Genomic DNA, 25,626 nt, shown 5'->3' with positions numbered 1-25,626 from the left:
TCTCCGGGGATTCAGGACCGTTCGGCGGCCAGGAGGCGGGTCAGGCTCGCCTCCATGGCCCGCGCCACCGCGCCGATGGACAGCCGCTCGCGGATGCGGGCCCGGGCGGCGGCGCCGATCCGGGCCGCGTCGCCGCCGGTCACCGCCCGGGCCGCGTCGTTGAGGGCCCGGGTGAGGTCCGCCTCGTCCACCTGGCCCCACTCGGCGCCGCGCAGGTACGGGCCGTAGGTCTGGTCGAGGGCCGTGACCTCGGCCTTCACGGGGAAGCCGCAGGTGGCGTCGAGGAAGTCGCGGCAGCCGCCGTAATCGGTGGCGACCACGACCTTGCCCATCTCCATCGCTTCGGCGATCGTCAGGCCGAAGCCCTCCGAGGAGTGCGACGACGCGTAGATTGCGCAGAGATCGAACAGCGCGCCGAGCTCGTTCTGGGAGAGCGGCTGGTCGATCACCACGACGTCGCCGGACGTGCCCACGAGGTCGAGGAGCTTCTTGCCCTCCTCGGGCAGGTCGAACACGTGCTTGGTCTTGAGCACGAGCTGCCAGCCGGCCTGCCCGAGACCGGCCGCCCGGAAGGCCCGGATCAGCGCGTGCGGGTTCTTGCGGGCGAGGTAGCTGGAGCCGTCAAAGGCGTAGAGGATCACCCGCCTGGACGGGTCGATCGCGAAAGCCTTGCGCAGGTTCGCCTTGGCGGTGGCGCTCACCGGCTCGCCGGCCTCGTTCTCGACCACGTAGGGCACGACGTCGACCGGGATGTCGGTGATCTGCCGGAAGATCGCCGCGCAGAACTCGGTGGGCGCCCAGATCGCGTCGAGGCCGTCGACGGTCGGCAGCCAGCCCCCGGGCACGTGCGAGGTCTCCCAGACGAACAGCCCGATCTTCAGCCGCGCCTCGGCGGCGATCGCCCGCTGCCGGTCGCTCATCAGCGAGTGCCAGCTGTCGCCGTTGAAATGGACCAGCGCGACGTCGGCGGGGCCCGAGAAGGTCCGGGCCTGCCACGCCGGCGCCACCCGGGCGTGGACGTGGAACGGCCGCTCCATCGGGTGGACGTTCAGCGCGAAGGGGGTCCGATGCAGGGCGCGGGCGTAGCTGCGGGCCGCGACGCCGAGGCCGTTGGCGTAGTTCATCGGCGAGACGTAGGCGACGCGCAGCGGCCGCTCCGGCGCCCGGGGCCGGCGCAGGTCGGCCCAGATCCTGGCGCCCGGATACGTGTAGGTCACGTCGAGCCGGTCGAGGTCGAAGCCGCGCTCGGCGATCGCCTCCCGCACCGCCGCCCCGCCGATCGCGGCGTGCTCGCCCAGCAGCGAGCGCTTCACGAACGGGAAGCCCTGGCTGAGCATGTTCTCCCAGTCGAACAGGGTGCGGTTGTTGCGCGGGTCGTTGACCAGCGACATGTGCTTGTTCTGGGCCGAGAACAGGCTGCGCATCCCGAGCCCGGCCGCCCGCATCCGCTGCGAGAAGGTCAGCTCGTACTCGGTGATGACCGCGTTCTTGTCCGGCCAGTTCGCCACCGACAGGAGGAAGTGGTTGAACGCGTACGAGGACAGGCAGCGCCGCTTCAGGGCCAGGAAGAAGCTCTGGAGGTGGTGGCTGTAGTAGAAATTGTCGGCGAGGCCGATCACCGCCTCCGGGAAGGCGTCGATCTTCGCGAGCAGGCCGGCGAAGTCGTCGCGGTCGAGGGGCCCGACGAGGCTGTCGTTGGCGAGGTAGAGCGTCTCGGAATCGAGGAGGTCGGTGTCCTCCAGGAGGACATGCGCCCAGGCGGCGAAGTCGAAGCCGCTGTTCTCGCGCAGGTAGACCGAGGCGCAGAGATCCAGGATCGCCTGCGGCACGGCGTTCTTGTGCTGGTCGGCGGCGATGATCAGGACGAGGTCGGTCCCGTTCTCCGCGAAGGCCTTGAGGTAGGGCTCGACGTGGCCGCGGATCCGCCCCTCGGGGCAGTGGGTGATGAACAGGGCCGTGCGGCCGTGCCGCCGGGGCTCGCGCTTCAGGCAGGAGAGGCGCGCGTCGGAGGCTTCCGGCACCGCGGCCCCGGGGACGCGGCGGGTCAGGCGGCCCGCCTCCAGGCCGGTGGTGACGTAGTCGATCAGCGGGTTGAGGCCCAGCGCCGCGACCTTCGGGTAGCGGGCGCGGTACCAGGGCGCGTCGAAGCGCGGCGACGGGCTCGTCGTGCGCCCGCCATCGGCGAGGAAATGCGCCAGCGGGTTCTGCCCGGCCGCGTCGTCTTCAAGGTAGGTCTCGGTGTACCAGCGCGTGTCGAACCAGGGCCCCGGGTCGAGGCCCTCGGCGGCGCCGTGCTCCAGGTAATGGACCAGCGGGTTGAGGCTGTCGGCCCGCACCGCGGCGGACTGGGCCGCGTACCAGTCGGGATCGAACAGCGGGTGGGGCGCGTAGCGGCGGTAGCCGCCGGCCATCACGTAGTGCTCCAGGGGCTCGAGCCCGCTGGTCTCGGCCTCGGGGCAGCGCTCGCGGTAGAACGCGGCGTCGAAGAGCCCCGACCGCCGGATCAGGTCGACGTGCCGCGACAGGCCGGCGAACTCCTCCGGGTTGCGCAGGTAGCCCTGCTTCCGGCCGGTCTCGAAGAAGTGGCTCAGCGCGTTGCCGCCGGCCGCGCGGGCATCCGGGTAGCGCGACAGGTACCAGGCGGTGTCGAACTGAGGCGACGGGTCGGTGTCGCCCCGCGACAGGAAGTCGGAGAACGCCCGGGCGCGGTGCTCCGCGCCGCCGAGGTAGCGCGTCGCGTACCAGTCCGGATCGAACAGCGGGTTGGGGCGGATGCCCGCCGCGGCACCGCGGTCGAGGAAGTGGAGCAGCGGGTTGGTGCCCTCGGCCCGGAGGCCCGGGACGGAGTCGAGGTAGAGGTCGCCGTGGAAGAGCGGGTGCGGCCAGCGCCCCTCGCGCCCGCCGTGGACCGCGTAGTGCACCGCCGGATCGATCCCCTCGCCGACCACGTCGGGGTAGCGCCTCGCGTACCAGGCCGGGTCGAACAGGCCGGATTCCTTGACCGCGCGGACGAGGTCCGCCTGGCGGGGTTCGGTGCGGCGGCGGCCCTTGAGGCGCCGGGTCAGCGGGCGCGCGAGGGACTGCGCCGCGCCGGCGAGGCCGGCCTTCTCCGACGATCCGACGACGAACACATCTCGAAGGCGCATGGTCAGGTCCGGATACGCGGGAAGCCCGCAAAGCTGCCCACGCCGCGATCCGCGAGAGACATCAGAGGGTTCGGCCGGTCCGGCGGTCGCGGGTGAGGATCGCCCCGGCTTGGGCGCCTTCCTAAAGGTCCGGGTCGCCGACGCCAAGAGCGGGGCGGGATCGGCGTCCGACCCATCGCGGGCGGCTCCGGTCTCGGCGAGGGCGCCGGACGCCGCCAACGCGGCCGCGAACGGGCGTGCGGCGATCCCGACCTTGCCAGCCCGGCACCTGAAGCCCCACACTTGCGGGATTGGCCGGCGGGTCCCGCGGGGCCCGGGCAGGAGATGGATATCGGCATGACGCAGGGGATCAGCCCGGCCACCACCCTGGACGACGGCATCGTGGCGACGGCGGAGAGCTGCCTCGCCGACGTCGGCGCGGCGCGGGAGGCGATCCACGGGGTGATCTTCGGCCAGGAGAAAGTGGTCGATCTCGCACTCGTGACCATCCTGGCCGGCGGCCACGGCCTGCTGGTCGGCCTGCCGGGCCTCGCCAAGACCAAGCTGGTCGAGACGCTGGGCACGGTGCTGGGCCTCGACGCGCGGCGCGTGCAGTTCACGCCCGACCTGATGCCCTCCGATATCCTCGGCACCGAGATCCTGGAGGAGGACGCCGAGCGCCGCCGGGCCTTCCGGTTCGTGCAGGGGCCGGTCTTCACCCAGCTCCTGATGGCCGACGAGATCAACCGCGCGAGCCCGCGCACGCAGTCGGCGCTGCTGCAGGCCATGCAGGAGGGCCACGTCTCGGTGGCGGGCGCCCGCCACGACCTGCCGCGGCCGTTCCACGTGCTCGCCACCCAGAATCCGATCGAGCAGGAGGGCACCTATCCCCTGCCCGAGGCGCAGCTCGACCGCTTCCTCCTGGAGATCGACGTCGGCTACCCCGACCGCGCCGCCGAGCGGCGGATCCTGATCGAGACCACCGGCGTGGACGAGGCGCGCCCGCGGGCCGTGATGTCCACCGAGCAGCTGCTCACCGCCCAGCGCCTCGTGCGCCGGCTGCCGGTGGGCGAGGCCGTGGTCGAGGCGATCCTCGACCTCGTCCGCGCCGCCCGGCCGGACAGCGGCGACGCCCTCGTGAAGGACAAGCTCCTCTGGGGGCCCGGCCCCCGCGCCAGCCAGGCGCTGACGCTCGCAGCCCGCGCCCGGGCGCTGATCGAGGGACGGGTCGCGCCGTCGGTGGCCGACGTGAAGGCGCTCGCCGAGCCGGTGCTCAAGCACCGGATGGCGCTGAGCTACACCGCCCGCGCCGACGGCGAGACCATCGAGGGCCTGATCGCCAAGCTCGCGGAGAAGCTCTGACTTTGGTCGCGACGAACGCCCTCGACGCCGGCAGGCGCACCCCCGGCCGGCGCGAGAGCGAGGGCGCGACCGCCCTCTCCGACAAGATGCCCCGCCTCGTCCTGGAGGCGCGCCGCGTGTCGAGCCTCCTGGCCCACGGCCTCCACGGCCGCCGCCGCGCCGGGCCGGGCGAGAGCTTCTGGCAGTTCCGCCCCTTCGTCACCGGCGAGGCCGCGGCCCGCGTCGACTGGCGCCGCTCGGCCCGGGACGACCGGCTCTACGTCCGCGAGCGCGAATGGGAGGCCGCCCACAACATCTGGCTGTGGATCGACCGCTCGGCCTCGATGGGCTTCGTGTCGGACCTCGCCTCGGCCCCGAAGATCGAGCGCGCCTTGATCCTGGGCCTCGCCCTGGCCGACGCCTTCGTGGAGGGCGGCGAGCGGGTTGGCCTCCTCGGGCTGACCCGGGCCAGCGCGTCGCGGGGGATCGTCGAGCGCCTGGCCCAGGCGCTCGTGGCTGACACGGCCGGCCTGACCCAGGACCTGCCGCCCCGGGCCAGCCCCGCCCGCTTCGACGAGGTGGTGCTGATCGGCGACTTCCTGACCGAGCCCGACCGGATCGCGGCCTCCGTGCAGAGCCTCGCCGGCCGCGGCAGCCGCGGCCATCTCCTCATGGTGGCGGACCCGATCGAGGAGACCTTCCCCTTCACCGGCCAGGCCGTCCTGCACGATCTCGAGGGCGGCCTCAGCCTCGATATCGGCGACGCCGACGCCTGGGGCGCGCGCTACCGGGCCCGGATCGCCGAGCATCGGGCCGCGCTGGCGTCCATCGCCCGCGGCCAGGGCTGGACTCTGACGATCCACCGCACGGACCGGCCGGCGAGCGAGGCGGCCCTGCGGCTCGCCACGCTCATCGCCGCCCGCGGCACCGAGTGAGGCCGCCATGCTGGGTCTGACCTTCGCGGCGCCGCTGGCGCTCGCCGCCCTGATCGGCCTGCCGGCCCTGTGGTTCCTGCTGCGGGTGACCCCGCCGCGCCCGCGCCGGATCAACTTCCCGCCGCTCAAGCTCGTCACCGACCTGATCCCGCAGCGGCAGACCCCGGCGCGCACGCCGCCCTGGCTGCTGATCCTGCGGCTCCTGATCGCCGCCGCGCTGATCCTCGCGGTCGCGGGCCCGGTCTGGAACGCCGGGGGCGTCGGGGCCGGGGGTGGGCGCAGCGCGCTCCTCGTGCTCCTCGACAACGGCTTTCCCGCCGCCCACGACTGGCGCGACCGCCTGCGCGTCGCCACCGACGCCGTGGAGGGCGCCGCCCGGGACGGACGGCCCGTCGCGGTGATCGGCCTCGCCGACGCCCCCGCGGCCTTCGAGGCGAAGACGCCGGCCGCCGCCCTGGAGCGCCTGCGCGCCCTCGCGCCGCGCCCGATCCTCCCCGCCCGCGACGCGCATCTCGCGACGATCGAGACCTTCCTCGACAAGAACCGGGGCGCCGGCCTCGTCTGGATCAGCGACGGCGTCGCCGGCGCTAGCGACACGCGCTTCGCCAAGGGCCTCGCCGACCTCGCGGGCGACAGGGGCGCGGCCCTCACGGTGCTGCGGGCCGACAGGCCGCCGGCCCTCGCCCTGACCGCCACCGAGAACGCCGGCAAGCTCGTGACGCACGCCCTGCGGGCGGCGCCGAACGGGCGCGACGCGGGCGTGATCCGGGCGCTCGACCAGAAGGGCCTGCCGCTCGCCGAGCGCGACTTCGCCTTCGCGGCCGACGCCACCGCGGCGGACGCGACCTTCGAGATGCCGGTGGAGCTGCGCAACAGCATCAGCCGGCTGGAGATCGCGGGCGAGCGCTCGGCCGGCGCCGTGGTGCTGCAGGACGAGCGCGGCAAGCGCCGCCGGGTCGGGCTCGTGTTCGGCGGCACCCTCGACCAGGCGCAGCCGCTCCTGGCGCCGACCTACTACCTGTCGCGGGCGCTCCAGCCCTTCGCGGACGTGCAGGAGCCGCGGGGCGCCAAGGGCACGGCGGACTCGATCAACCAGCTCCTCGACAATCAGGTCTCGGTCCTCGTGCTGGCCGATGTCGGCGCGCTCGACGAGAAGACCACCGCGCGGATCGAGAGCTTCGTGAAGGACGGCGGGATGCTGCTGCGCTTCGCCGGCCCGCGGCTCGCCGCCGGCAACGATCTGCTGGTGCCGGTGCGGCTCCGGCGGGGCGGCCGGACCCTCGGCGGCACGCTCTCCTGGGACAGCCCCAAGACCCTGGCGCCCTTCCCGCCCGAGAGCCCCTTCGCGGGCCTGACGCCGCCGGCCGATATCGGCGTGCGCCGCCAGATCCTGGCGGAGCCCGACGGCGACCTGCCAAACCGCACCTGGGCCTCGCTCCAGGACGGCACGCCGATCGTCACCGCGCAGAAGCGCGGCCAGGGCACGATCGTGCTGTTCCACGTCACCGCCGACACGACGTGGTCGAACCTGCCGCTCTCCGGCCTGTTCATCGACATGCTCCGGCGCGTCGTGGCGCTGGCCGGCGCCGCGGCGCCGGTCCAGGGAGACGCGACGCGGGCCGCGGCCCCGGTGCTCGCGCCGCGGGTGACCCTGGACGGGTTCGGCGCGCTGGGCTCGCCGCCGGCCTCGGCCACCGCGGTGTCGGCCGACTACGCCGACCGGGCGAACCTCGAACATCCGCCGGGCTTCTACGGCCCGCCGGACGGAGGCATCAGCGTGAACGCCCTGAAACCGGATGACCGGCTGAAGCCCCTCGACACCGCCGCGCTCGAGGGCGCCCGGTTCGGATCCCTCGCCGGCGCCGAGACCCTGGACCTGCGGCCGAGCCTGTTCACCCTGGCGCTGCTGCTGCTGGCGCTCGACACCCTGGCGGGGCTGTGGCTCGGCGGCTTCCTGCGCCGCGGCGGTCTGGCGGCCCGCCTGCGCGGCCGGCCGGCCGTGCTGGCCCTCGCCGGCCTCGTCCTGCTCGCCGCCCTGCCGGCGCGTCCGGTCCGCGCGGAGGAGCCGCCGGCCAACCGACCGAACGGCATCGAGTCGGCGCTGGTCACGCGCCTCGCCTACGTGATCACGGGCGACGCCGCCGTCGACGAGGCGAGCCGCACCGGCCTCACCGGCCTGACCCAGATGCTGGCCGCGCGCACCGCGCTGGAGCCGGGCGAGCCGGCCGGGATCGATCCGGCGAAGGACGAGCTGGCCTTCTACCCGCTGATCTACTGGCCGATCGCCCCGAACCGGCCGCAGCCCTCGGACGTCGCGATCCGCAAGATCGACGCGTTCATGCGCAACGGTGGCACGGTCCTGTTCGACACCCGCGACGCGCTCACCGCGCGGCCGGGCGGGCCGCCCACCCCGGAAGGAGCCTATCTCCGGAAGATGCTGGCGACGCTCGAGGTGCCGGAACTGGAGCCGGTGCCCCTCGACCACGTGCTGACCAAGGCCTTCTACCTCGTGGACAGCTTCCCCGGCCGCTACGCCACGGGCCAGACCTGGGTGGAGGCTTTGCCGCCGGCCGCGGAAGGCGCCGAGCGCCGCCCGGCCCGCGCCGGCGACGGCGTGAGCCCGATCATCATCACCGGCAACGACCTCGCCGCCGCCTGGGCGGTGGGGCGGCGGGGCGAGCCGCTCTACCCGGTCGTGGGCGGCGACCAGCGCCAGCGCGAGATGGCGTTCCGGGGCGGCGTGAACATCGTGATGTACACGCTCACCGGGAACTACAAGGCGGACCAAGTCCACGTGCCCGCGCTGCTGGAGCGGCTGGGGCAGTGATGATGGGTTCGGAGACGCGGCGCGAGGCCGCATCCTCTCCCCGCGCGGCGCGCCTGCCGATCCGAAGCGGGCGCGCGGTGATGCGGCGGCTGCATAGGGCGCGGATTCCCTTTCCCGTGCGGGAGAGGGACAGGGTGAGGGGTGAGACCTGTCCGGACGTGGCGCGCGCTGTCGGCACATCGACGGCGTGCTCGATCCTGAAGCGTATCGTCCCTCACCCCATCCCTCTCCCGCACGGGAGAGGGAGCCCGTCGCGCTCGCCCGGGCCGTTGTGTGAACGGAGCGGCGCCCGGCACGAAACGCGGCCTCGCCTCACGGATTCGGAGCGCTCCGCCCCATGCTGAGCCTCAGCTTCACCCCTCTCCTGCCCTGGCCGGGCATCGCCGTCCTCGGCGCGATCGTCGCCGTCCTGGCGGTGTTCGCCGTCCTGGCCCGGGGCCGGACCGCGCTGCTGCGCGTCCTCGTCCTCGCCCTGGTCCTGGCGGCGCTCACCAACCCGGCGCTGGTGCGGGAGGACCGGGAGCCCGTGAAGGACGTGGCCGCCATCGTGGTCGACCGGTCTGGGTCCCAGCAGCTCGGCGACCGGCCGCAGATGACCGACGCGGTCCGCGCCGAGTTGCAGCGCCGGTTCGGCGCGCTCACCGATATCGAGCCCCGCTTCATCGACGTGCCGGATTCCAAGGACGGCGACGACGGCACCAAGCTGTTCACCGCCCTGAGCCAGGCGCTGGCCGACGTGCCGCCGGAGCGCCTCGCCGGGATCGTGATGCTCACCGACGGCGTGGTGCACGACATCCCCGCGTCCCTGGCCCAGCTCGGGATCAAGGCCCCGCTCCACGTCCTCGTCACCGGACACCCGGACGAGCGCGACCGGCAGATCAAGCTCCTGGAGGCGCCGCGCTTCGGCATCGTCGGCAAGGACCTGACGATCCGCGCCGAGGTCATGGAGCGCGGCGGGACCGGCCACGCGGTGGTCACGGTGCGCCGCGACGGCGAGGAGATCGGCCGGCGGGACGTCGCCACCGACAAGCCGTTCGCCCTGAACCTGCGCATCGAGCACGGCGGCCCGAACGTGGTGGAGATCGAGGTCGAGCCGCTGCCGGGCGAGCTCACCACGGTCAACAACCGGGCGGTCCTGCCGATCGAGGGCATCCGCGAGAAGCTCCGGGTGCTGCTCGTCTCGGGCGAGCCGCACCAGGGCGAGCGCACGTGGCGCAACCTCCTGAAGTCGGACGCCAACGTCGACCTCGTCCACTTCACGATCCTGCGCCCGCCGGAGAAGCAGGACGGCACGCCGATCTCGGAACTCTCCCTGATCGCCTTCCCGACGCGCGAGCTGTTCGTCCAGAAGATCAAGGACTTCGACCTGATCATCTTCGACCGCTACGCCAACCAGAGCGTGCTGCCGCAGGCCTATTTCGACAACATCGTCCGCTACGTCCGCGAGGGCGGCGCCCTGCTGATCGCCGCCGGCCCCGAATTCGCCGGGCCGGCCAGCCTCGCCCGCACGCGGCTCGCCGGCATCCTGCCGGGCGACCCCGACGGCCGGGTCGTCGAGAAGCCCTACAAGGCGACGCCGACGCAAGTTGGCCAGCGCCACCCGGTGACCCGCGACCTGCCGGGCTCGGACGCGAACCCGCCCGCCTGGGGCGACTGGCTGCGCATCGTCGAGGCCCGGACCCGGGCCGGCATCCAGCCGATCCTGTCGGGGGCCGACAACCTGCCGCTGCTCGCGCTGTCGCGCGAGGACAAGGGCCGCGTCGCCCTGCTCCTGTCCGACCACGCCTGGCTCTGGGCACGGGGCTATCAGGAGGGCGGCCCCTATCTCGACCTGCTGCGCCGCCTCGGCCACTGGCTGATGAAGGAGCCGGCGCTGGAGGAGGAGGCCCTGCGCGCCCAGACCACCGGGCGCGGCCGCGAGGTGCGGGTCGAGCGCCAGACGATGGCGGACCAGGCCGAGCCGGTCACCGTCACGGGGCCCACCGGCAAGGTGACGACGCTGACGCTCAAGCCGAAGGAGCCCGGGCTGTTCACCGCGACCTTCGACGCGGAGACCCTGGGCCTGCACACCCTGCGGTCGGGCAACCTCGTGGCCTTCGTCAGCGTCGGGCCGGCCAACCCGCGCGAGCTCGCCGACGTGTTCAGCGACACCGAGCGCCTGAAGGCCGTGGTCGACGGATCGGGCGGCTCGGTGCGCCGGGTCGCCGAGACCGGCGGCATCCAGGTGCCGCGCCTCGCGCTGGTGCGCGGCGGCCGCCTCGCCGGCAGCGACTGGATCGGCTTCCGGCCGAGCGACAGCGCCAACATCCGCGGCGTTGAGGTCTACCCGCTGGCGCTCGGCCTCGCGGCGCTCGCAGCGCTGGCGGCCGCTCTGCTCGCCATGTGGCTGGTCGAGGGTCGGCGGGGGCGGGCGGCGTGACGCGGACTTGCGGCTGGGCGCGCCTTCGGACCCGTGCGGCCCTGTGCGCTCCCGCATGGTCGACGGGCGGCGGTCCGCGTCCTATGACCCCCTGACATGTCGAGAGAGTCCGCGTCCGGCGCGGGCTCGAACCAACGGAGACAGCCTGCCCGTGACAGCGCAGACCGTGACTGGACGCCTCCTCGCCGCGACACTCCTCGTCGCCTGCCTCCAGCTCGCCCCGGCCCGTGCGCAGGAACCGGCCGCGATGCCGTCGACGCCGGCCACCCTGCCGGCCGCCAACGGCCAGTGGACCCACGCGATCACGCTGATGGGCCGGCCGAAATACGGCCCGGACTTCAAGCATTTCGACTACGCCGACCCGGCAGCCCCCAAGGGCGGCATGGTCCGGTTCGGGGCCCAGGGCGGGTTCGACAATTTCAACATCGTCGTCGCCGGCCTGAAGGGCGACCTCGAGAACGGCATCCAGCAGATCTACGATCCGCTGATGACCGAGTCGTCGGACGAGCCGTTCACCTCCTACGGCCTGCTCGCCGAGGCGGTGCGGATCGCCCCCGATCTCGGCTCGGTCTCGTACCGGCTGCGCGAGAACGCCCGCTGGCACGACGGCAAGCCGATCACGCCCGAGGACGTGGTCTGGTCCTTCGACGTGCTGAAGGCCAACAGCCCGTTCTACGCCGCCTACTACCAGACCGTGGCCAAGGCCGAGGTGAACGGGCCGCACGAGGTGACCTTCACCTTCACCGAGACCGGCAACCGCGAGCTGCCGCAGGTGATCGGGCAGCTCCGCGTCCTGCCCAAGCACTGGTGGACCGCCAAGGATTCCAACGGCAAGCCGCGCAGCGTCACCGAGACGACCCTGGAGCCGCCGCTGGGCTCGGGCCCCTACCGCCTCGCGAAGTTCGAGCCGGGCCGCACCACCACCTACACCCGCGTGCCCGATTACTGGGGCAAGGACCTGCCGGTGAATGCCGGGCGCTACAACTTCGACACCGAGCGCTACGAGTATTTCCGCGACGGCACCGTGCTGGTCGAGGCGTTGAAGGGCGATCTCTACGATTTCCGGGTCGAGAACATCGCCCGGAACTGGGCGACCGCCTACGAGGATTTCCCCGCCGTGAAGGAGGGCCGCCTGATCAAGGAGGCGTTCCCCGAGCGCGGCATGGGCATCATGCAGGCCTTCGCGTTCAACACGCGCCGGGACAAGTTCAGGGATCCGCGCGTCCGCCGGGCCTTCAACCTGGCGATGAACTACGAGGAGATGAACAAGGCGCTGTTCTACGGCCTGTACAAGCGCATCAACTCCTACTTCTTCGGCTCGGAGCTGGCCTCCTCGGGCCTGCCGGAGGGTGAGGAGAAGGCGATCCTCGAGAGCGTCAGGGACAAGGTCCCGGCCTCGGTCTTCACCACCCCTTACGCCAACCCGGTCAACGACGGCCCCGAGGCGGTGCGCAAGAACCTCCGCGAGGCCGTCGGCCTGCTGCGCGAGGCCGGCTACGAGTTGCGCGGCGGCAAGATGGTCAGCAAGGCGACCGGCGAGCCGCTGACCGTCGAGTTCCTGGAGTTCCAGAACACCTTCGAGCGGGTCATCCTGCCGTTCTCGGCGCAGCTGAAGCTGATCGGCATCGACGCCACCCTGCGGGTGATCGACCAGGCGCAGTACCAGAACCGCATCCGCAACTTCGACTTCGACGTCACCACGGCGTCGTGGGGCGAGTCGCTCTCGCCGGGCAACGAGCAGCGCGAGTACTGGGGCTCGGCCGCGGCCGACAAGCCGGGCTCGCGCAACCTGATCGGGATCAAGGATCCCGGCATCGACGCCCTGATCGAGAAGGTCATCTTCGCCAAGGACCGGCACACCGTGATCGCGGCGACGCGGGCGCTGGACCGGGTGCTCCTCGCCCACGACTACGTCGTCCCGCAATGGTCGTCCGACCAGCAGCGGACCCTGCGCTGGAACCGGTTCGGCCACCCGGCGATCCTGCCGCTCTACGCCAGCTCCGGCTTCCCGACGACGTGGTGGTACGACGAGAAGCTCGCCGCCAAGACCGGGGCGCCCCGTTGACGGGCGGTCCCGGGATGCCGACCCGGCGCGGGCTGGTCCTCGGGGCCGGCGCGCTCGCGGCGATGCCGCCGTGGCGCCCCGCCCGGGCGGCCGACGCGCAGGAGCGACACGGCCTGTCCAGCTTCGGCGAGCTCAAATACGGCGCGGACTTCGCGCATTTCGACTACGTGAACCCGATGGCGCCCCGCGGCGGGCGCTTCTCGGCGCAGCTCGCCGCGACGACCGGCAATCAGTCGCTCAACACCTTCAACACGCTCAACGTCTACGTGCTGCGCGGCGACGGGGCCGCCGGCATGCCCCTGACCTTCGACAGCCTGATGGTCCGCGCCCTCGACGAGCCGGACGCCCTCTACGGGCTGGTGGCGCGCGCCGCCACGGTCAGCCCGGACGGCCTGAGCTACACCTTCGCGCTGCGCCCGCAGGCGCGGTTCCACGACGGCTCGCCGCTGACCGCGCGGGACGCGGCCTTCAGCCTCAAGCTCCTGCGCGACAAGGGCCACCCCGAGATCGCCGAGGTGATCCGGCCCATGACCGACGCCCGGGCCGAGGGCGACGGGCGGCTCGTGGTGACCTTCGAGCCGGGCCGCGCCCGGGACCTGCCGCTGTTCGTCGCGCAGCTGCCGCTCTTCTCCGCCGCCTACTACGCCGGCCGGGACTTCGAGGCCTCGACCTTGGAGGCGCCGCTCGGCTCCGGTCCCTACCGGGTCGGCACCGTCGATCCGGGCCGGTCCATCGGCCTGGAGCGCGTCCCGGATTACTGGGCCGCCGAGCTGCCGGTGAATGTCGGCCAGAACAACTTTGACGCGATCCGCTACGAGTATTTCCGCGACCGCACCGTGGCCTTCGAGGCGTTCAAGAGCGGTGCCTTCACGTTCCGCGAGGAGTTCACCGCCCGGGTCTGGGCGACCGGCTACGACTTCCCGGCGATGACCGAGGGCCGCGTGGTCCGCGAGACGGTGCCGGACGCGCGGCCGAGCGGCACGCAGGGCTGGTGGATCAACACCCGCCGCGCGGCGTTCCGCGACCCGCGGGTGCGCGAGGCGATCGGCCTGTGCTTCGATTTCGAGTGGTCGAACCGCAACCTGATGTACGGCGCCTACGCGCGCACGGCCTCGTTCTTCGAGAATTCCGACCTCAAGGCGACCGGCAAGCCCTCGGCCGAGGAGCTCGCCCTGCTGGAGCCGTTCAAGGACCTGCCGCCCGAGGTGTTCGGCGAGGCCTGGGCGCCGCCGGTCTCCGACGGGTCCGGCCAGGACCGGGCGCTGCTGAAGCGCGCCGACGCGCTCCTGCGGGAGGCCGGCTGCACCCGCCAGGGCGGCAACCTGCTGCTGCCCGGCGGCCAGCCCCTGACCCTCGAGTTCCTCGACGAGGATCCGGTCTTCCAGGCGGTCACGCAGCCCTTCATCCGCAACCTGGGGCTGCTCGGCATCAAGGCGAGCCTGCGCACGGTCGACCCGTCTCAGTACCAGGCGCGGCTGAAGGATTTCGACTTCGACGTCACGCCGCGCCGCTACAGCAGCGGGCTCACCCCCGGCGCGGAGCTGCGCGAGACCTACGGGTCCCGCTCTGCCGGGACGGCGGGCTCCAACAACCTCTCGGGGATCGCCAGCCCGGCGATCGACGCGCTGCTCACCGCCGTCGCCGACGCGACGTCGCGGGCGGACCTGACCACCGCCTGTCGGGCGCTGGACCGGGTGCTGCGGGCCGGGCGCTACTGGGTGCCGATGTGGTACGCCTCGACCCATCGCCTCGCCCTCTGGGACGTGTACGGCCGCCCGGCGACCCCGCCGAAATACGACCTCGGCGCCCCCGGGACGTGGTGGTTCGACGCCGACAAGGCCAAGCGGATCGGGCGGGACTGACGCCATGCTCGCCTACATCCTGCGCCGCATCGGCCTGATGATCCCGACCCTGTTCGGGATCATGCTGATCACCTTCACCATCGTGCAGTTCGCCCCCGGCGGACCGGTGGAGCGGGTGCTGTCGCAGCTCCAGGGCCAGCGCGACGGGGCCATGTCCCGCGTCACCGGCGGCTCGGGCGACCTCGGCGGCGCCAGCCGGCCGTCGGGCGGCGGCGGCGACGCCAGTTCCCGCTACCGCGGCGCCCAGGGGTTGAGCCCGGAATTCATCGCCAAGCTCGAGAAGCAGTTCGGCTTCGACAAGCCGGCGCCCGAGCGCTTCGCCAAGATGCTCTGGGACTACGTCCGGTTCGATTTCGGCCGCAGCTACTTCCGCGACGTCACGGTCATCCAGCTGATCAAGGAGCGGCTGCCGGTCTCGATCTCGCTGGGCCTGTGGATGACGCTGCTGTCCTACGCGATCTCGATCCCGCTCGGCATCCGCAAGGCCGTGGCGGACGGCACGCGCTTCGACCGCGCGACCTCCTTCGTGGTGATCATCGGCTACGCGATCCCGGGCTTCATGTTCGGGCTGATGCTCATCATCCTGTTCGCCGGCGGCTCGTTCTACCAGTGGTTCCCGCTGCGCGGCCTGACCAGTGAGGGCTGGGAGAGCTTCTCACCCTGGCACAAGGTGACCGACTACGCGTGGCACATGGTGCTGCCGCTGACCGCCCTGGTGATCGGCGCCTTCGCCACCTCGACCCTGCTGACCAAGAACTCGTTCCTCGACGAGATCCGCAAGCAGTACGTGCTGACCGCGCGGATGAAGGGGCTCTCCGAGCGGCGCGTGCTCTACGGGCACGTGTTCCGCAACGCCATGCTGATCGTGATCGCGGGCTTCCCCGGAGCCTTCATCTCGGCCTTCTTCACCGGCTCGCTGCTGATCGAAACGATCTTCTCCCTCGACGGCCTGGGCGAGCTGTCGTTCCGGGCGATCGTCGGGCGCGACTATCCGGTGGTGTTCGCAACGCTCTACATCTTCTCGCTGCTCGGGCTCGCGGTGAACCTGCTGTCCGACCTGATCTACGTCTGGATCGACCCGCGGATCGATTTCTCGGCGCGGGCGACCTGACCGCGCGGCGCGCGGATCCTCAGGTCTCCGGGAGGCTCGCGGCGCCGGCCGGCACCGGCGGCTCGTCGCGCGGGGGGCCGGCAAGGCCCAGCAGCGCCGCGATGGCGTCGCCGTCCGGCGCGCCGAGGAGGTCCGCCAGGGTGTAGCGGTCGAGGACGGCGAGGAACGCCGCCAGGGCCTCGCCCAGCACCCGCCGAAGCCGGCACGGGGCCGTGATGGCGCAGGCGCCGCCGCCGAAGCACTCGACCAGCGCCAGGTCGTCCTCGGTCTGGCGCACCACCGCACCGACGACGATCTCCTCCGGCGGCTTCGCCAGCCGAAGGCCGCCGCCACGGCCGCGGATCGTCCGGATCAGGCCGAGCCGACCCAGCTGGTGGACCACCTTGGTCAGGTGGTTCTCCGAGATGCCGTAGGCGCGCGCGATCCCGGCGATCGAACTCTGCTCGGGCTCGTGGAGCCCGACGTAGATCAGCGTGCGCAACGCGTAATCCGTGTAGCGGGTCAGGCGCATCTCAACTCCAGAAGACGATCCCTGCCGTGGCGCGATGCGATGTCCGCCGCGGTCCGAGTCCGTACGCGCAGCCGCGGACCGGCACCACCGCTGGCAGGCGAACAGGCATCGTCCCTATAAGATGTATTTCACTTGCATCTTTTCGAGGGGGCGCTAAAAGAAGCATGTCGTATGCACCTTTTGAGCTGTGCCATGCCCGCGCCCCTCTCCCCCGCCACCGTCGCTCTCATCAAGGCCACCGTGCCGGCCCTGGAGGCCCACGGCCTCACCATCACGAAGCGCATGTACGAGCGCCTCTTCGAGAACGCCGAGATCCGCGACCTCTTCAACCAGTCCCATCACGGCGAGACCGGCTCTCAGCCGAAGGCCCTGGCCCAGGCCGTGCTCGCCTACGCCCGCAACATCGACAATCTCGGCGTCCTGGCGGGCGCGGTCGAGCGCATCGCGCAGAAGCACGTCGCCCTGAACATCCTGCCGGAGCACTACCCGCACGTGGCCGACGCCCTCCTCGGCGCGATCGGGGATGTCCTCGGCGAGGCCGCCACGCTGGAGATCGCCACGGCCTGGGGGGAGGCCTACTGGTTTCTGGCGGAACTGCTGATCGGCCGGGAGGCCGCGATCTACCGCGACCACGCCTCCAAGCCGGGCGGCTGGAACGGCTGGCGCGACTTCGTGGTCGACAGCGTGTCCCAGGAGAGCGAGACGATCCGCTCCTTCGTCCTCGTGCCGGCCGACGGTGGCCCGGTGCTGCGGCATCGGCCGGGCCAGTATCTCGGCTTCCTCCTGGACCTGCCGGGCCGCGGCGTGTTGAAGCGGAACTACTCGGTGTCCTGCGCGCCGAGCGACCGGGCCTACCGCATCACCGTCAAGCGCGAGGCGGCGCCGGGCCGTCCGGCCGGGATCGCCTCGAACTGGCTGCACGACCACGCGCGGCCCGGCACCGTGCTGAAGGTCGCCGCACCGGCGGGCGACTTCAGCCTCGACGCCGAGAGCGATGCGCCCGTGGTGCTGGTCAGCGGCGGCGTCGGGCTGACCCCGATGATCAGCATGCTCGAGACCATCGCGGCGGACAGCCCGGACCGGCCGACCTGGTACGTCCACGGCGCCCTTTTCGGCCGCGTCCACGCCCTGCGCGACCACGCCCGGGCGCTCGCGGCGCGGGCCCGCGGCACGAAGCTCGTGACGTTCTACGCGGAGCCCGAAGCCGCGGACCGGCCGGGTGAGCACTACGACGTCCAGGGCCTGATCACGGCGGACTGGCTCGCGGAACACACACCGCACGACCGCGCGACCTACTACCTGTGCGGTCCCAAGCCGTTCCTGCGGGATCTCGCCACCGGCCTGCTGCGCCGCGGCGTCCCGGCCGAGCGGGTGAAGTTCGAGTTCTTCGGCCCGGCCGACGAGCTCTTCGAGGAGCCCCGGCAGGCAGCCTAGGCGGCGCTCACGCCGACCCGCCGCCGAGCGGGCGCTCCGGGCCGAGCACCCGCGCCACGGTGGTCCGCAGCGCCTGCGCGCTCCGATAGCCAACCGCCGCCGCGACCGCCCGCGGCGGCCGCCCCTCGGCCGCCAGCGCCAGCGCCCGGATCACGCGGGCTCTCGCCCGCCAGTCGCCGAAGCTGAGACCGGTCTCCGCGCGGAACCCGCGCGTGAGCGTGCGCCGACTCGCGCCTGCACGGTCGGCCCAGGCGTCGAGATCGGCCTCCGAGGCCGGATCCTCGATCAGCGCGAGGCAGACGCGGCGCAGGCGCGCGTCGCGGGGGAGCGGCAGCGCGAGCGGCGTCGCGGGGGCCCGGCCGATCTCGTCGAGCACCAGGGCGGCGAGGTGGCCGCCGCGACCCGCCTCTGCGTAGAGCACCGGCTCCTCCGCCAGCGCGGTGAGCGCGGCGGCGAGGAGCCGCGACACCGCGATCACCCGGCAGCTCGCCGGGAAGGACCGGACCGCGGCCGGATCGAGATAGGCCGAGCACATCGCGACCGCGCCGTGGGTCGCGACCGCGTGCGGCAGAAGCGGCGGGATCCAGAGGGCGTGCCCCTCGGGAACCACCCAGGTGCCGTCCTCCGCGAACGCCATCATCAGCCCGGACGTGGCGTAGAGCAGCTGCGCGCGGGGATGGAAGTGCCGGGCGAGGTGCATCCCGGCCGCGTAGGTCTTGGGCATCACCGCGACCGGGCGGGGCACGTCCTGATAGTCGGCCGCCTCGGTCGACCGCCCCGCGGCGCCGCGCGCCTCCGTCAACATTGGCCCGTTCGCGTACATATCCGGCCCAACACCGCCATCGGGTCAGGCTATCAGGGTGCCGTCCCGGAGGATACGCCGCGATGGATTCGGACACGCTGTCCCGCCGCACCCTGCGCTTCGTCAACGTCGCGCACGCCCTCGACCACTTCATCCTGCTGATCTACCCGACCGCGGTGATCGCGATCGCGGCCCAGACCGGGCTCGGCTATGGCGAGCTGATCGGGCTCGCCACCGGCGCCTTCGTGGCCTTCGGCCTGTGCTCGCTGCCGATGGGCTCGCTCGCCGACCGGTTCGGGCGGCGCAACATGCTGGCGGTGTTCTTCTTCGGCTACGGCCTGTCCTGCCTGGGCGTGGCGAGCGCCTCGACGCCGCTGGGCTTCGCCCTCTGGCTCTGCGTCCTCGGGCTCGCCTCGGCGATCTACCACCCGGTCGGCTCGGCCATGCTGGTGACCCATGCGCGCCGGCTCGGGCACGATCTCGGCATCAACGGCGTCTGGGGCAATCTCGGCGCGGCCTCGGCCTCCGGCCTGACCGCGCTGCTCGCTGCCACGGTCAGCTGGCGCGCGGCCTTCATCGTTCCCGGCCTCGTCTGCCTCGCCTGCGGGGCCGCCTTCGTGGCCCTGGTCCCGGGCGACGGCGACGCCGCGGGGAGGAAGGCCGGCGGCGCCGCCGTGATCCCGGTGACCCGGCCCTGGGCCCTCATGGCGATGTTCGCCCTGTCGATCTTCGCGGGCGGCCTGACCTTCAACCTGACGACGATCAGCCTGCCCAAGGTGATCGACGAGGGCGTCGGGCAGGCGCTGCCGCTGGCGCTGACCGGCTCGATCGCCACCGGCGTCTTCCTGTTCGGCGCCCTGATGCAGCTCGCCATGGGCCGGCTGATCGACCGCTACAGCCTGCCCTCCCTGTTCGTGGCCCTGTCGGTGCTGCAGCCGCTCGGGCTCGGGATCGCGGCCGTCTCCACCGGCCTGCCGCTGCTCGCCGGGCTCGTCCTCGCCATGACGGCGATCTACGGGCAGGTGGTGATCAACGACGCGATGATCGCCCGCTACGTGCCGCCCGCCTACCGGGCCCGCGCCTACAGCGTGCGCTACTTCGTCGGCTTCACGGCGAGCGGCTTCGTGGTGCCGGCGATCGCCCTGCTGCACGACCGCGGCGGCTTCGCGCTGGTCCTCGGCGCCGCCTCCGCCTGCGGCGCGGTGATCTGGCTCGCGGCCCTGGGCTTCCTGAGGCTGACGCAGGGCGGCGAGCGGCCCGCGCTGGCCGCCGCCGAGTAGCGCGACGGTTTGCGGGTCCGGCCCGGCGCTGCTACGCGGCGCCCGTCCGACCCGCGAGTACCCCGTGACCGATCTGTCCCTCGTCATCCGGCCGGAGCGGCCGGAGGATGCCCCCGCCATCGAGCGCCTCCACGCCCGGGCCTTCGGCCCCGGCCGCTTCGCCCGCACCGCCTACCGCCTCCGCGAGGGTGCGGCCGAGCGGATCGACCTCGGCATCACCGCCTCGGTCGGCAGCTTCCTCGTCGGCTCGGTCCGGATGGGGCCGGTGCGGACCGGGGCGACGCCCTTCGTGATGCTCGGCCCCCTGGCGGTCGATCCGAGCTTCGAGGGCCGCGGCATCGGCGGCACCCTGACCCGCGCGGCGATCGAGGGGGCCCGGCGGGCGGGCGAGGGTCTGGTGATCCTCGTCGGCGACGCGCCCTACTACGCCCGCTTCGGCTTCACGCCGGTTCCGCCCGGGCGCCTCACCCTGCCGGGGCCGGTCGACCCGGCGCGCCTTCTGTGGCTGGAACTGGCCGAGGAGTTCCGTGCGGGCGTGACGGGCCCGATCGAGGCGATCAGGACCTGAAGCGGGGTCCCGAAGGACGTTCCTCAGCCCTCAGACGGTGATTCCGGTCCGCACCGGGCTGGTCTTCTGCATGCGCTTGAATGGCTCAGCTCAACCCACGCGCAGCCGCCGTCATTGCGAGCGGAGCGAAGCAATCCAGTAGCGCCACACTTACGGAGGGCACGCTGGACCTGGGTCGCTTCGCTGCGCTCGCGATGACGGAGGGGGCCGACGGCTCCGCCGAGCAGCGAGCGCCGCCGGGGCCGGCGCTCGACCGTTCGTAACCCCGTTCAGGCCCGCCGGAGCGCCAGCGCGGCGATCAGCCCGGCGGCGAGCAGCGCCAGCGCCACCGGCGTCGCGGAGGTCGCGGGCCACGCCGAGGCCGCGGCCGTGAACAGTGCCCCGAACGTCATCTGGGTGAAGCCGTAGAGGCTGGAGGCCGACCCGGCCGCGTGCGGGTCGACGTTCATCAGCCCCGCGACCGCGTTGGGGCTGAGCAGGCCGACGCCCACCGCGTAGGCGAAGAGCGGCACGATCAGGCTGACCACGCCGAGCATGCCGGTGCGGTCCACGATCAGCAGGGACAGCGCCGCCACGATGCAGAGCAGATTGCCGCTCCGCGCCGCCTTGCGGATCGGCACCCGGGCGGCGAGCCGGCTCGCCAGGACGGCGCCGCCGACCATGCCGAAGACGACGATCAGGCAGTCGAAGCCCACCTCCTGCGACGAGCGCCCGAGCCGGTCCACGAGGAGGAACGGCGCCACCGCCAGGAACGCGTAGAGGCTGGTGCCGCCGCAGGCCCCCGCCACCAGGTAGGCGCGGAACACCGGCACCCGCACCAGCCGCAGGTAGCCGGCCAGCACCGCGACGAGGCCAGGCAGCGCCACCTTGTGGCGGTTGGTCTCGGGCAGGGTGAACACCACGAGCGCGCCCAGCACCGCGACGAGGCCGGCCAGCACCACGAACACCGCGCGCCAGCCGAAGGCCTCGTTAACCACGCCGCCGACCGCCGGGGCCAGCGCGGGCGTGAGCGTCATCGCGGTGGTGAGGATCGCGAGCTTCCGGGCGGCGTCCTCCCGGGTCGAGACGTCGCGGACCATCGCCCGGCCGATCACCAGCGAGCCGCAGGCGCCGAGCGACTGCAGGACGCGGGCGACGAGCAGGACGCCGATATTCGGTGCGGGGATCGCGAGCAGCAGCCCGGCGAGGTAGAGGCCGAGCCCGCCGATCAGGATCGGGCGCCGCCCGTACCGGTCCGAGAGCGGACCGTAGAGGAGCTGACCGCCCGCGAGCCCGATCAGGTAGACGGTGATCGTCAGCTGGGCGCCGGCGGCGTTGGTGCCGAGGTCGACGGCCGCCGCCGCCAGCGCCGGCACGAAGATGTGCAGCGCCACCGTACCGGTCATGGTCACAGCGACGAGGAGCGGCAGGGGGGCCCGGCGCTCCGGCACGGCGGGACTTCGATCAGCCAAGGGGTCCTACGCGGTTCTCGTTCCGGCAGGATGCCGGGGCGCGGCCGCCTTAGAGCAAGGGCCACGCCCGGAGCCATGCCGGCGGAACGCGCCAGACACGCGGGTGGCGGGACCGTCCCCCCACCCGGCGGGGCCGCCTACTCCTTCGGCAGCGGCTGCGGGGTCGGCAGCGGCGCGTTCAGATCCTTGGTCGGGCCGCCGACCTCCAGGTCCTTCGCCCGCTCGACCGCCTCGGGATTGGCCTTCGCGGCCGGCTCCTTGGCGGCCGGCGCCGTCGGCGCGGTCGGCTCGGCGGGGATCAGGCTCGAGGGCTGGCCCTGCTGGTCGCTGTCGTGGGCGCTGGCCGGGGGAGCCGGCGCGTTGCGGTCGCTCGACTCGCCGGTCGTCCGCGGGCTGCCGGGCGACTTCGCCTCGACCGGCTTGGCGGTGTCGGTATCGGCGGGCTTGGCCGGGCTGTCCTTACCCTCGGACGCCTTGTTGGCGGCGGGCTTGTCGGCGGACGGCTTGTCGGCGGCGGGCTTGTCCTCGGGCTTGGCCGCGGCGGGCGCGGTCGCCGGCGCGGCGTCGGTCTTCTCGACGGCCGGCAGCGGCTTCGGCGATTCGGCGAGCGTCCGCAGGTAGGCGATGACGTTGGCCCGCTCCTGCGGCGCCGCGATGCCCGCGTAGGCCATCTTGGTGCCCTTCACGTAGGCCTTCGGGTTCGTCAGGAACTCGTCGAGGTCGGCGTAGGTCCAGGTGCCGCCCTTCTCCTTCATGGCCGCCGAGTAGTCGAAGCCCGCATGCGCGCCCTTCGGCCGCTCGACGATGCCGTACAGGTCGGGGCCGACCTTGTTCGGGCCGCCCTTCTCGAAGCTGTGGCAGGCGTGACAGGCCTTGGTGCCGGCCTCGCCCTTCTCGGCATTGGCGCTCGCGAGGCGGACGGCGATCGGCTCGACCTTGGCCTCGGGCGCCGCGGAGGCGGCCTCGGGCTGCGGCTCGGGCAGGTCGTAGCCGGCATTGCCCGCCGGCTTCGGGTGGTAGATCAATTCGGCGACGAAACCCGATCCGGCCGCGAACAGAAGGGCGCCGAGGACCGCACCCAGGACCTTGTTCACCTCGAACGAGTTCATGCTCTTCTCGCAACTCGGCCGTGCCGAACGCGCGCCTGACACGGGCGAGCGGGCTCGGACACCGGACATTGGAAGATTTCGAGGTTGCCTTAGCGGTTCCGGGCCGCTCCTGACAATGCCGCAGGGGCGTTCCGCGTCGCTCCGGCGCAGGATTGTTCCACCGAATTGTCCAGCTTGTCACCGGGTGGCACCTTTTCTCCACCGCGGCCCGGCCCGTTTCCGCAGGCCCGTTCCCGGGGGACGACAACCGGGGGCCGGCCTGTTAAGCAGCCGGCCGCCTCCCCTCGCGGCCGCTCGATCCGCGCATCCGGATCCGAATCTCGATGTCCGATCCCCTGGTCCTGATCCCGGCGCGCCTCGCCGCGACCCGCCTGCCGAACAAGCCGCTGGCCGACATCGCCGGCGAGGCCATGATCGTCCATGTCTGGCGCCGGGCCGTCGAGGCCGGGATCGGCCCGGTGGTGGTCGCCACCGACACGGCGGAGATCGCCCGCACGGTCGAGGCCGCGGGCGGCCTCGCGGTAATGACCCGGGCCGACCACCCGTCGGGCTCCGATCGCCTCGCCGAGGCCCTGGAGATCGTCGATCCGGAGGGCCGCCACGACGTGGTCGTCAACGTGCAGGGCGACCTGCCGACCATCGACCCGGCGATCATCGGCGCCTCCGTCGCGCCGCTCGCCGACCGCACCGTCGACATCGTCACCCTCTGCGCGCCGATCACCGATCCGCACGAGGCCGACAACCCCAACGTGGTCAAGCTCGTCGGCCACGCGGTCGGTCCCGGGCGCCTGCGCGCCCTCTACTTCACCCGCGCCCGCGCGCCCTGGGGCGACGGGCCCCTCTGGCACCATATCGGCCTGTACGCCTACCGGCGCACGGCGCTCAGCCGGTTCGTGGCCCTGCCGCCCGGCGAGCTGGAGGTGCGGGAGAAGTTGGAGCAGCTGCGGGCCCTCGAGGCCGGCATGCGCATCGATGCCGCCATCGTCGACGACCTGCCGCTCGGCGTCGACACCCCCGCCGACCTGGAACGGGCCCGCGCCCTGCTGCAGGGCCGGCGCCTGAACTGACCGACGAACGAATCCGCGCCGCCATGACCGACCGCACCATTGCCTACCAGGGTGAGCCCGGGGCCAACTCGCACATCATCTGCGCGGAGGCCTATCCGGACTGGACGCCGCTGCCCTGCCCGACCTTCGAGGACGCCTTCGCGGCGGTGACGGAGGGGCGCGCGCAGCGGGCGATGATCCCGATCGAGAACTCGATCGCGGGCCGCGTCGCCGACATCCACCACCTGATCCCGATCTCGCCGCTGCACATCGTGGCCGAGCACTTCCTGCCGATCCACTTCCAGCTGATGGTCCTGCCGGGCACGAAGCTCGAGGCGCTGAAGAGCGTCCACAGCCACGTCCACGCGCTGGGCCAGTGCCGCCGCATCATCCGCCGGCTGGGCCTGAAGGCCGTGGTCGCCGGCGACACCGCCGGGGCGGCCCGCGAGATCGCCGAGATCGGCGACCCGAGCCGGGCGGCCCTGGCGCCCGCTCTCGCCGCCGAGGTCTACGGCCTGGACATCCTCGAGCGCGACGTCGAGGACGAGGCGCACAACACCACCCGGTTCGTGGTGTTCTCCCCCGAGCCCGAGCCGGTCGCCCAGGGCGCCGAGCCCTGCGTGACGAGCTTCGTGTTCCGCGTCCGCAACATCCCGGCCGCCCTCTACAAGGCGCTCGGCGGCTTCGCGACCAACGGCGTCAACATGTCGAAGCTCGAGAGCTACATGGTCGACGGCGAGTTCACCGCCACGCAGTTCTACGCCGAGGTCGACGGCCATCCGGAGGATACGGGCCTCCGCCGCGCGCTGGACGAGCTCGGCTTCTTCTCGCGCGAGCTGCGGGTGATCGGGACCTACCCGGCCCACCCGTTCCGCGAGGCGGCGCGGCCGCCCGCGGAGTGATCCTCACTCCCGCCGCAGGATGCGGTCGGCGGCCAGATCCGACCAGAAGCCCGGCCGGAAATCCCGCTTGAGCGCCTCGGGATCGTAGACGGTCTCGACCCAGGTCAGGAAGTCGAGGCCCTGCGCCTCGCCCTCGACGCGGTAGCGGGCGAAGAACGCGTCGAGGATCCCGGTCTTGGCGAAGCGGAGATGGCCGTAGCGGGCGGAGAGCTGCCGGGCGGCCTCGGCCACCGGGCGGCCCTCGTGCAGGATCAGGTACAGGGCCGAGGCGAGGCCGGCCCGGTCGGCGCCGGACTTGCAGTGCATCACGGCCGGGTACTCGATGCCGGCGAAGAACGCCTTGGCGCCGAGGATGGTGGCGCGGTCCGGCGCCTCCCGCGAGCGGAGCACGAACTCGACGAGCTTGAGGCCGTGGCGCTCGCAGGCCTCGCGCTGCAGCGGCCAGGACCCGTGCTCGCGCCCGCCGCGAAGGGAGATGATCGTCCGCACGCCCTCGGCCCGGAAGCGGGCGAGCTGGTGGGGACCAGGCTGGGCCGAGCGCCAGACGGCGCCGGTGCCGACCCGGTGCCGGTTGAGGTAGGCGAGGCGGAACACGCCGTGGTCCATCAGCAGCATGCTGGCCCAGGCCATCAGCCGGTCGCCGGGGCCGGCGATCGGCCGCTCGAAGCGGGCGATCCGGGCCATGCGGCGCGCGTAGCGCGTCTCGGGCTTGAGGAAGCGGTTGAACAAGGCCGGGCTGCCGAGGGAACGAGCCCGGGCTCTACCAGCCACCTGCCGGCCCGGCAATTCGCGGCCCCGCGGCGGCCCGGCACCAGACCGGCACGCGGTCGACCACACA

18 protein-coding genes are annotated in these 25,626 nt (G+C 72.7%); 12 read left to right on the top strand and 6 right to left on the bottom strand.

All coding sequences use genetic code 11. The features are described from left to right. Nucleotides 1–11 precede the first annotated feature (11 nt). Nucleotides 12–3,146: a rhamnan synthesis F family protein gene (locus tag ACQKQD_RS14200; RefSeq protein ID WP_427508654.1), complete on the bottom strand. Its 3,135-nt coding sequence runs from the start codon at nt 3,144–3,146 to the stop codon at nt 12–14. A 336-nt stretch (nt 3,147–3,482) separates the two neighbouring features. Between ACQKQD_RS14200 and ACQKQD_RS14195 the strand changes: the two genes are divergently transcribed. From ACQKQD_RS14195 to ACQKQD_RS14165, 7 genes are all read left to right on the top strand, one after another. Then, nucleotides 3,483–4,487 carry an AAA family ATPase gene (locus tag ACQKQD_RS14195; RefSeq protein ID WP_427508653.1) on the top strand — a complete coding sequence of 335 codons (1,005 nt, stop codon included), beginning with the start codon at nt 3,483–3,485 and terminating at the stop codon, nt 4,485–4,487. Between the two features lie 2 nt (nt 4,488–4,489). After that, nucleotides 4,490–5,401, top strand: coding sequence for a DUF58 domain-containing protein (locus ACQKQD_RS14190; RefSeq protein ID WP_091679560.1), 912 nt, complete (start codon nt 4,490–4,492; stop codon nt 5,399–5,401). Nucleotides 5,402–5,408: 7 nt separating this feature from the next. Further along, entirely contained in the window at nt 5,409–8,228 is a 2,820-nt protein-coding gene (locus ACQKQD_RS14185) for a DUF4159 domain-containing protein (protein WP_427508652.1), read from the top strand. A 337-nt stretch (nt 8,229–8,565) separates the two neighbouring features. Next, nucleotides 8,566–10,647: a hypothetical protein gene (locus ACQKQD_RS14180; RefSeq protein WP_427508651.1), complete on the top strand. Its 2,082-nt coding sequence runs from the start codon at nt 8,566–8,568 to the stop codon at nt 10,645–10,647. Nucleotides 10,648–10,798: 151 nt separating this feature from the next. Then, nucleotides 10,799–12,712, top strand: coding sequence for an extracellular solute-binding protein (locus tag ACQKQD_RS14175; protein WP_427508650.1), 1,914 nt, complete (start codon nt 10,799–10,801; stop codon nt 12,710–12,712). 14 nt (nt 12,713–12,726) lie between these two features. Further along, complete coding sequence (locus ACQKQD_RS14170; protein WP_427508649.1) at nt 12,727–14,574, top strand: extracellular solute-binding protein; 1,848 nt, start codon at nt 12,727–12,729, stop codon at nt 14,572–14,574. 4 nt (nt 14,575–14,578) lie between these two features. Continuing rightward, nucleotides 14,579–15,685, top strand: a complete 1,107-nt coding sequence (locus ACQKQD_RS14165; RefSeq protein WP_132367173.1) for a microcin C ABC transporter permease YejB — start codon at nt 14,579–14,581, stop codon at nt 15,683–15,685. A 19-nt stretch (nt 15,686–15,704) separates the two neighbouring features. Here the strand turns inward: ACQKQD_RS14165 and ACQKQD_RS14160 are convergent, their stop codons facing one another. Next, a complete protein-coding gene (locus ACQKQD_RS14160; RefSeq protein WP_056525927.1) occupies nt 15,705–16,196 on the bottom strand; it encodes an Rrf2 family transcriptional regulator in 492 nt (163 codons plus the stop codon). A gap of 192 nt (nt 16,197–16,388) precedes the next feature. Between ACQKQD_RS14160 and hmpA the strand changes: the two genes are divergently transcribed. After that, complete coding sequence (hmpA, locus tag ACQKQD_RS14155) at nt 16,389–17,630, top strand: NO-inducible flavohemoprotein (protein ID WP_427508648.1); 1,242 nt, start codon at nt 16,389–16,391, stop codon at nt 17,628–17,630. Between the two features lie 7 nt (nt 17,631–17,637). On the opposite strand, the gene ACQKQD_RS14150 is transcribed toward hmpA, so the two are convergent. Then, on the bottom strand, nt 17,638–18,435 hold the full coding sequence (locus tag ACQKQD_RS14150; protein ID WP_427508647.1) for a helix-turn-helix domain-containing protein: 798 nt from the start codon (nt 18,433–18,435) through the stop codon (nt 17,638–17,640). A gap of 80 nt (nt 18,436–18,515) precedes the next feature. Here ACQKQD_RS14150 and ACQKQD_RS14145 point away from each other — a divergent pair, with 80 nt between their 5' ends. Further along, nucleotides 18,516–19,712 carry an MFS transporter gene (locus ACQKQD_RS14145; RefSeq protein WP_427508646.1) on the top strand — a complete coding sequence of 399 codons (1,197 nt, stop codon included), beginning with the start codon at nt 18,516–18,518 and terminating at the stop codon, nt 19,710–19,712. Between the two features lie 64 nt (nt 19,713–19,776). After that, on the top strand, nt 19,777–20,280 hold the full coding sequence (locus ACQKQD_RS14140) for a GNAT family N-acetyltransferase (RefSeq protein WP_427508645.1): 504 nt from the start codon (nt 19,777–19,779) through the stop codon (nt 20,278–20,280). A gap of 269 nt (nt 20,281–20,549) precedes the next feature. On the opposite strand, the gene ACQKQD_RS14135 is transcribed toward ACQKQD_RS14140, so the two are convergent. Next, the gene (locus ACQKQD_RS14135) at nt 20,550–21,710 is read right to left on the bottom strand and encodes a multidrug effflux MFS transporter (protein ID WP_427508728.1); all 1,161 of its coding nucleotides are present in this window, start codon (nt 21,708–21,710) and stop codon (nt 20,550–20,552) included. Nucleotides 21,711–21,868: 158 nt separating this feature from the next. Next, nucleotides 21,869–22,840, bottom strand: a complete 972-nt coding sequence (locus ACQKQD_RS14130; protein ID WP_427508644.1) for a c-type cytochrome — start codon at nt 22,838–22,840, stop codon at nt 21,869–21,871. 323 nt (nt 22,841–23,163) lie between these two features. Between ACQKQD_RS14130 and ACQKQD_RS14125 the strand changes: the two genes are divergently transcribed. Next, nucleotides 23,164–23,907, top strand: a complete 744-nt coding sequence (locus tag ACQKQD_RS14125; RefSeq protein WP_020092638.1) for a 3-deoxy-manno-octulosonate cytidylyltransferase — start codon at nt 23,164–23,166, stop codon at nt 23,905–23,907. 23 nt (nt 23,908–23,930) lie between these two features. Then, a complete protein-coding gene (locus ACQKQD_RS14120; protein ID WP_091976771.1) occupies nt 23,931–24,788 on the top strand; it encodes a prephenate dehydratase in 858 nt (285 codons plus the stop codon). A 3-nt stretch (nt 24,789–24,791) separates the two neighbouring features. Here ACQKQD_RS14120 and ACQKQD_RS14115 read toward each other — a convergent pair whose 3' ends face one another. Beyond that, nucleotides 24,792–25,517, bottom strand: a complete 726-nt coding sequence (locus ACQKQD_RS14115; RefSeq protein WP_020092640.1) for a tyrosine-protein phosphatase — start codon at nt 25,515–25,517, stop codon at nt 24,792–24,794. Nucleotides 25,518–25,626: the final 109 nt, after the last annotated feature.

Origin of the sequence: Methylobacterium sp. NPDC080182 (assembly GCF_050281105.1) — a bacterium.
Classification (GTDB): Bacteria; Pseudomonadota; Alphaproteobacteria; order Rhizobiales; family Beijerinckiaceae; genus Methylobacterium.
This window is presented reverse-complemented; position numbering and strand designations above follow the sequence as displayed.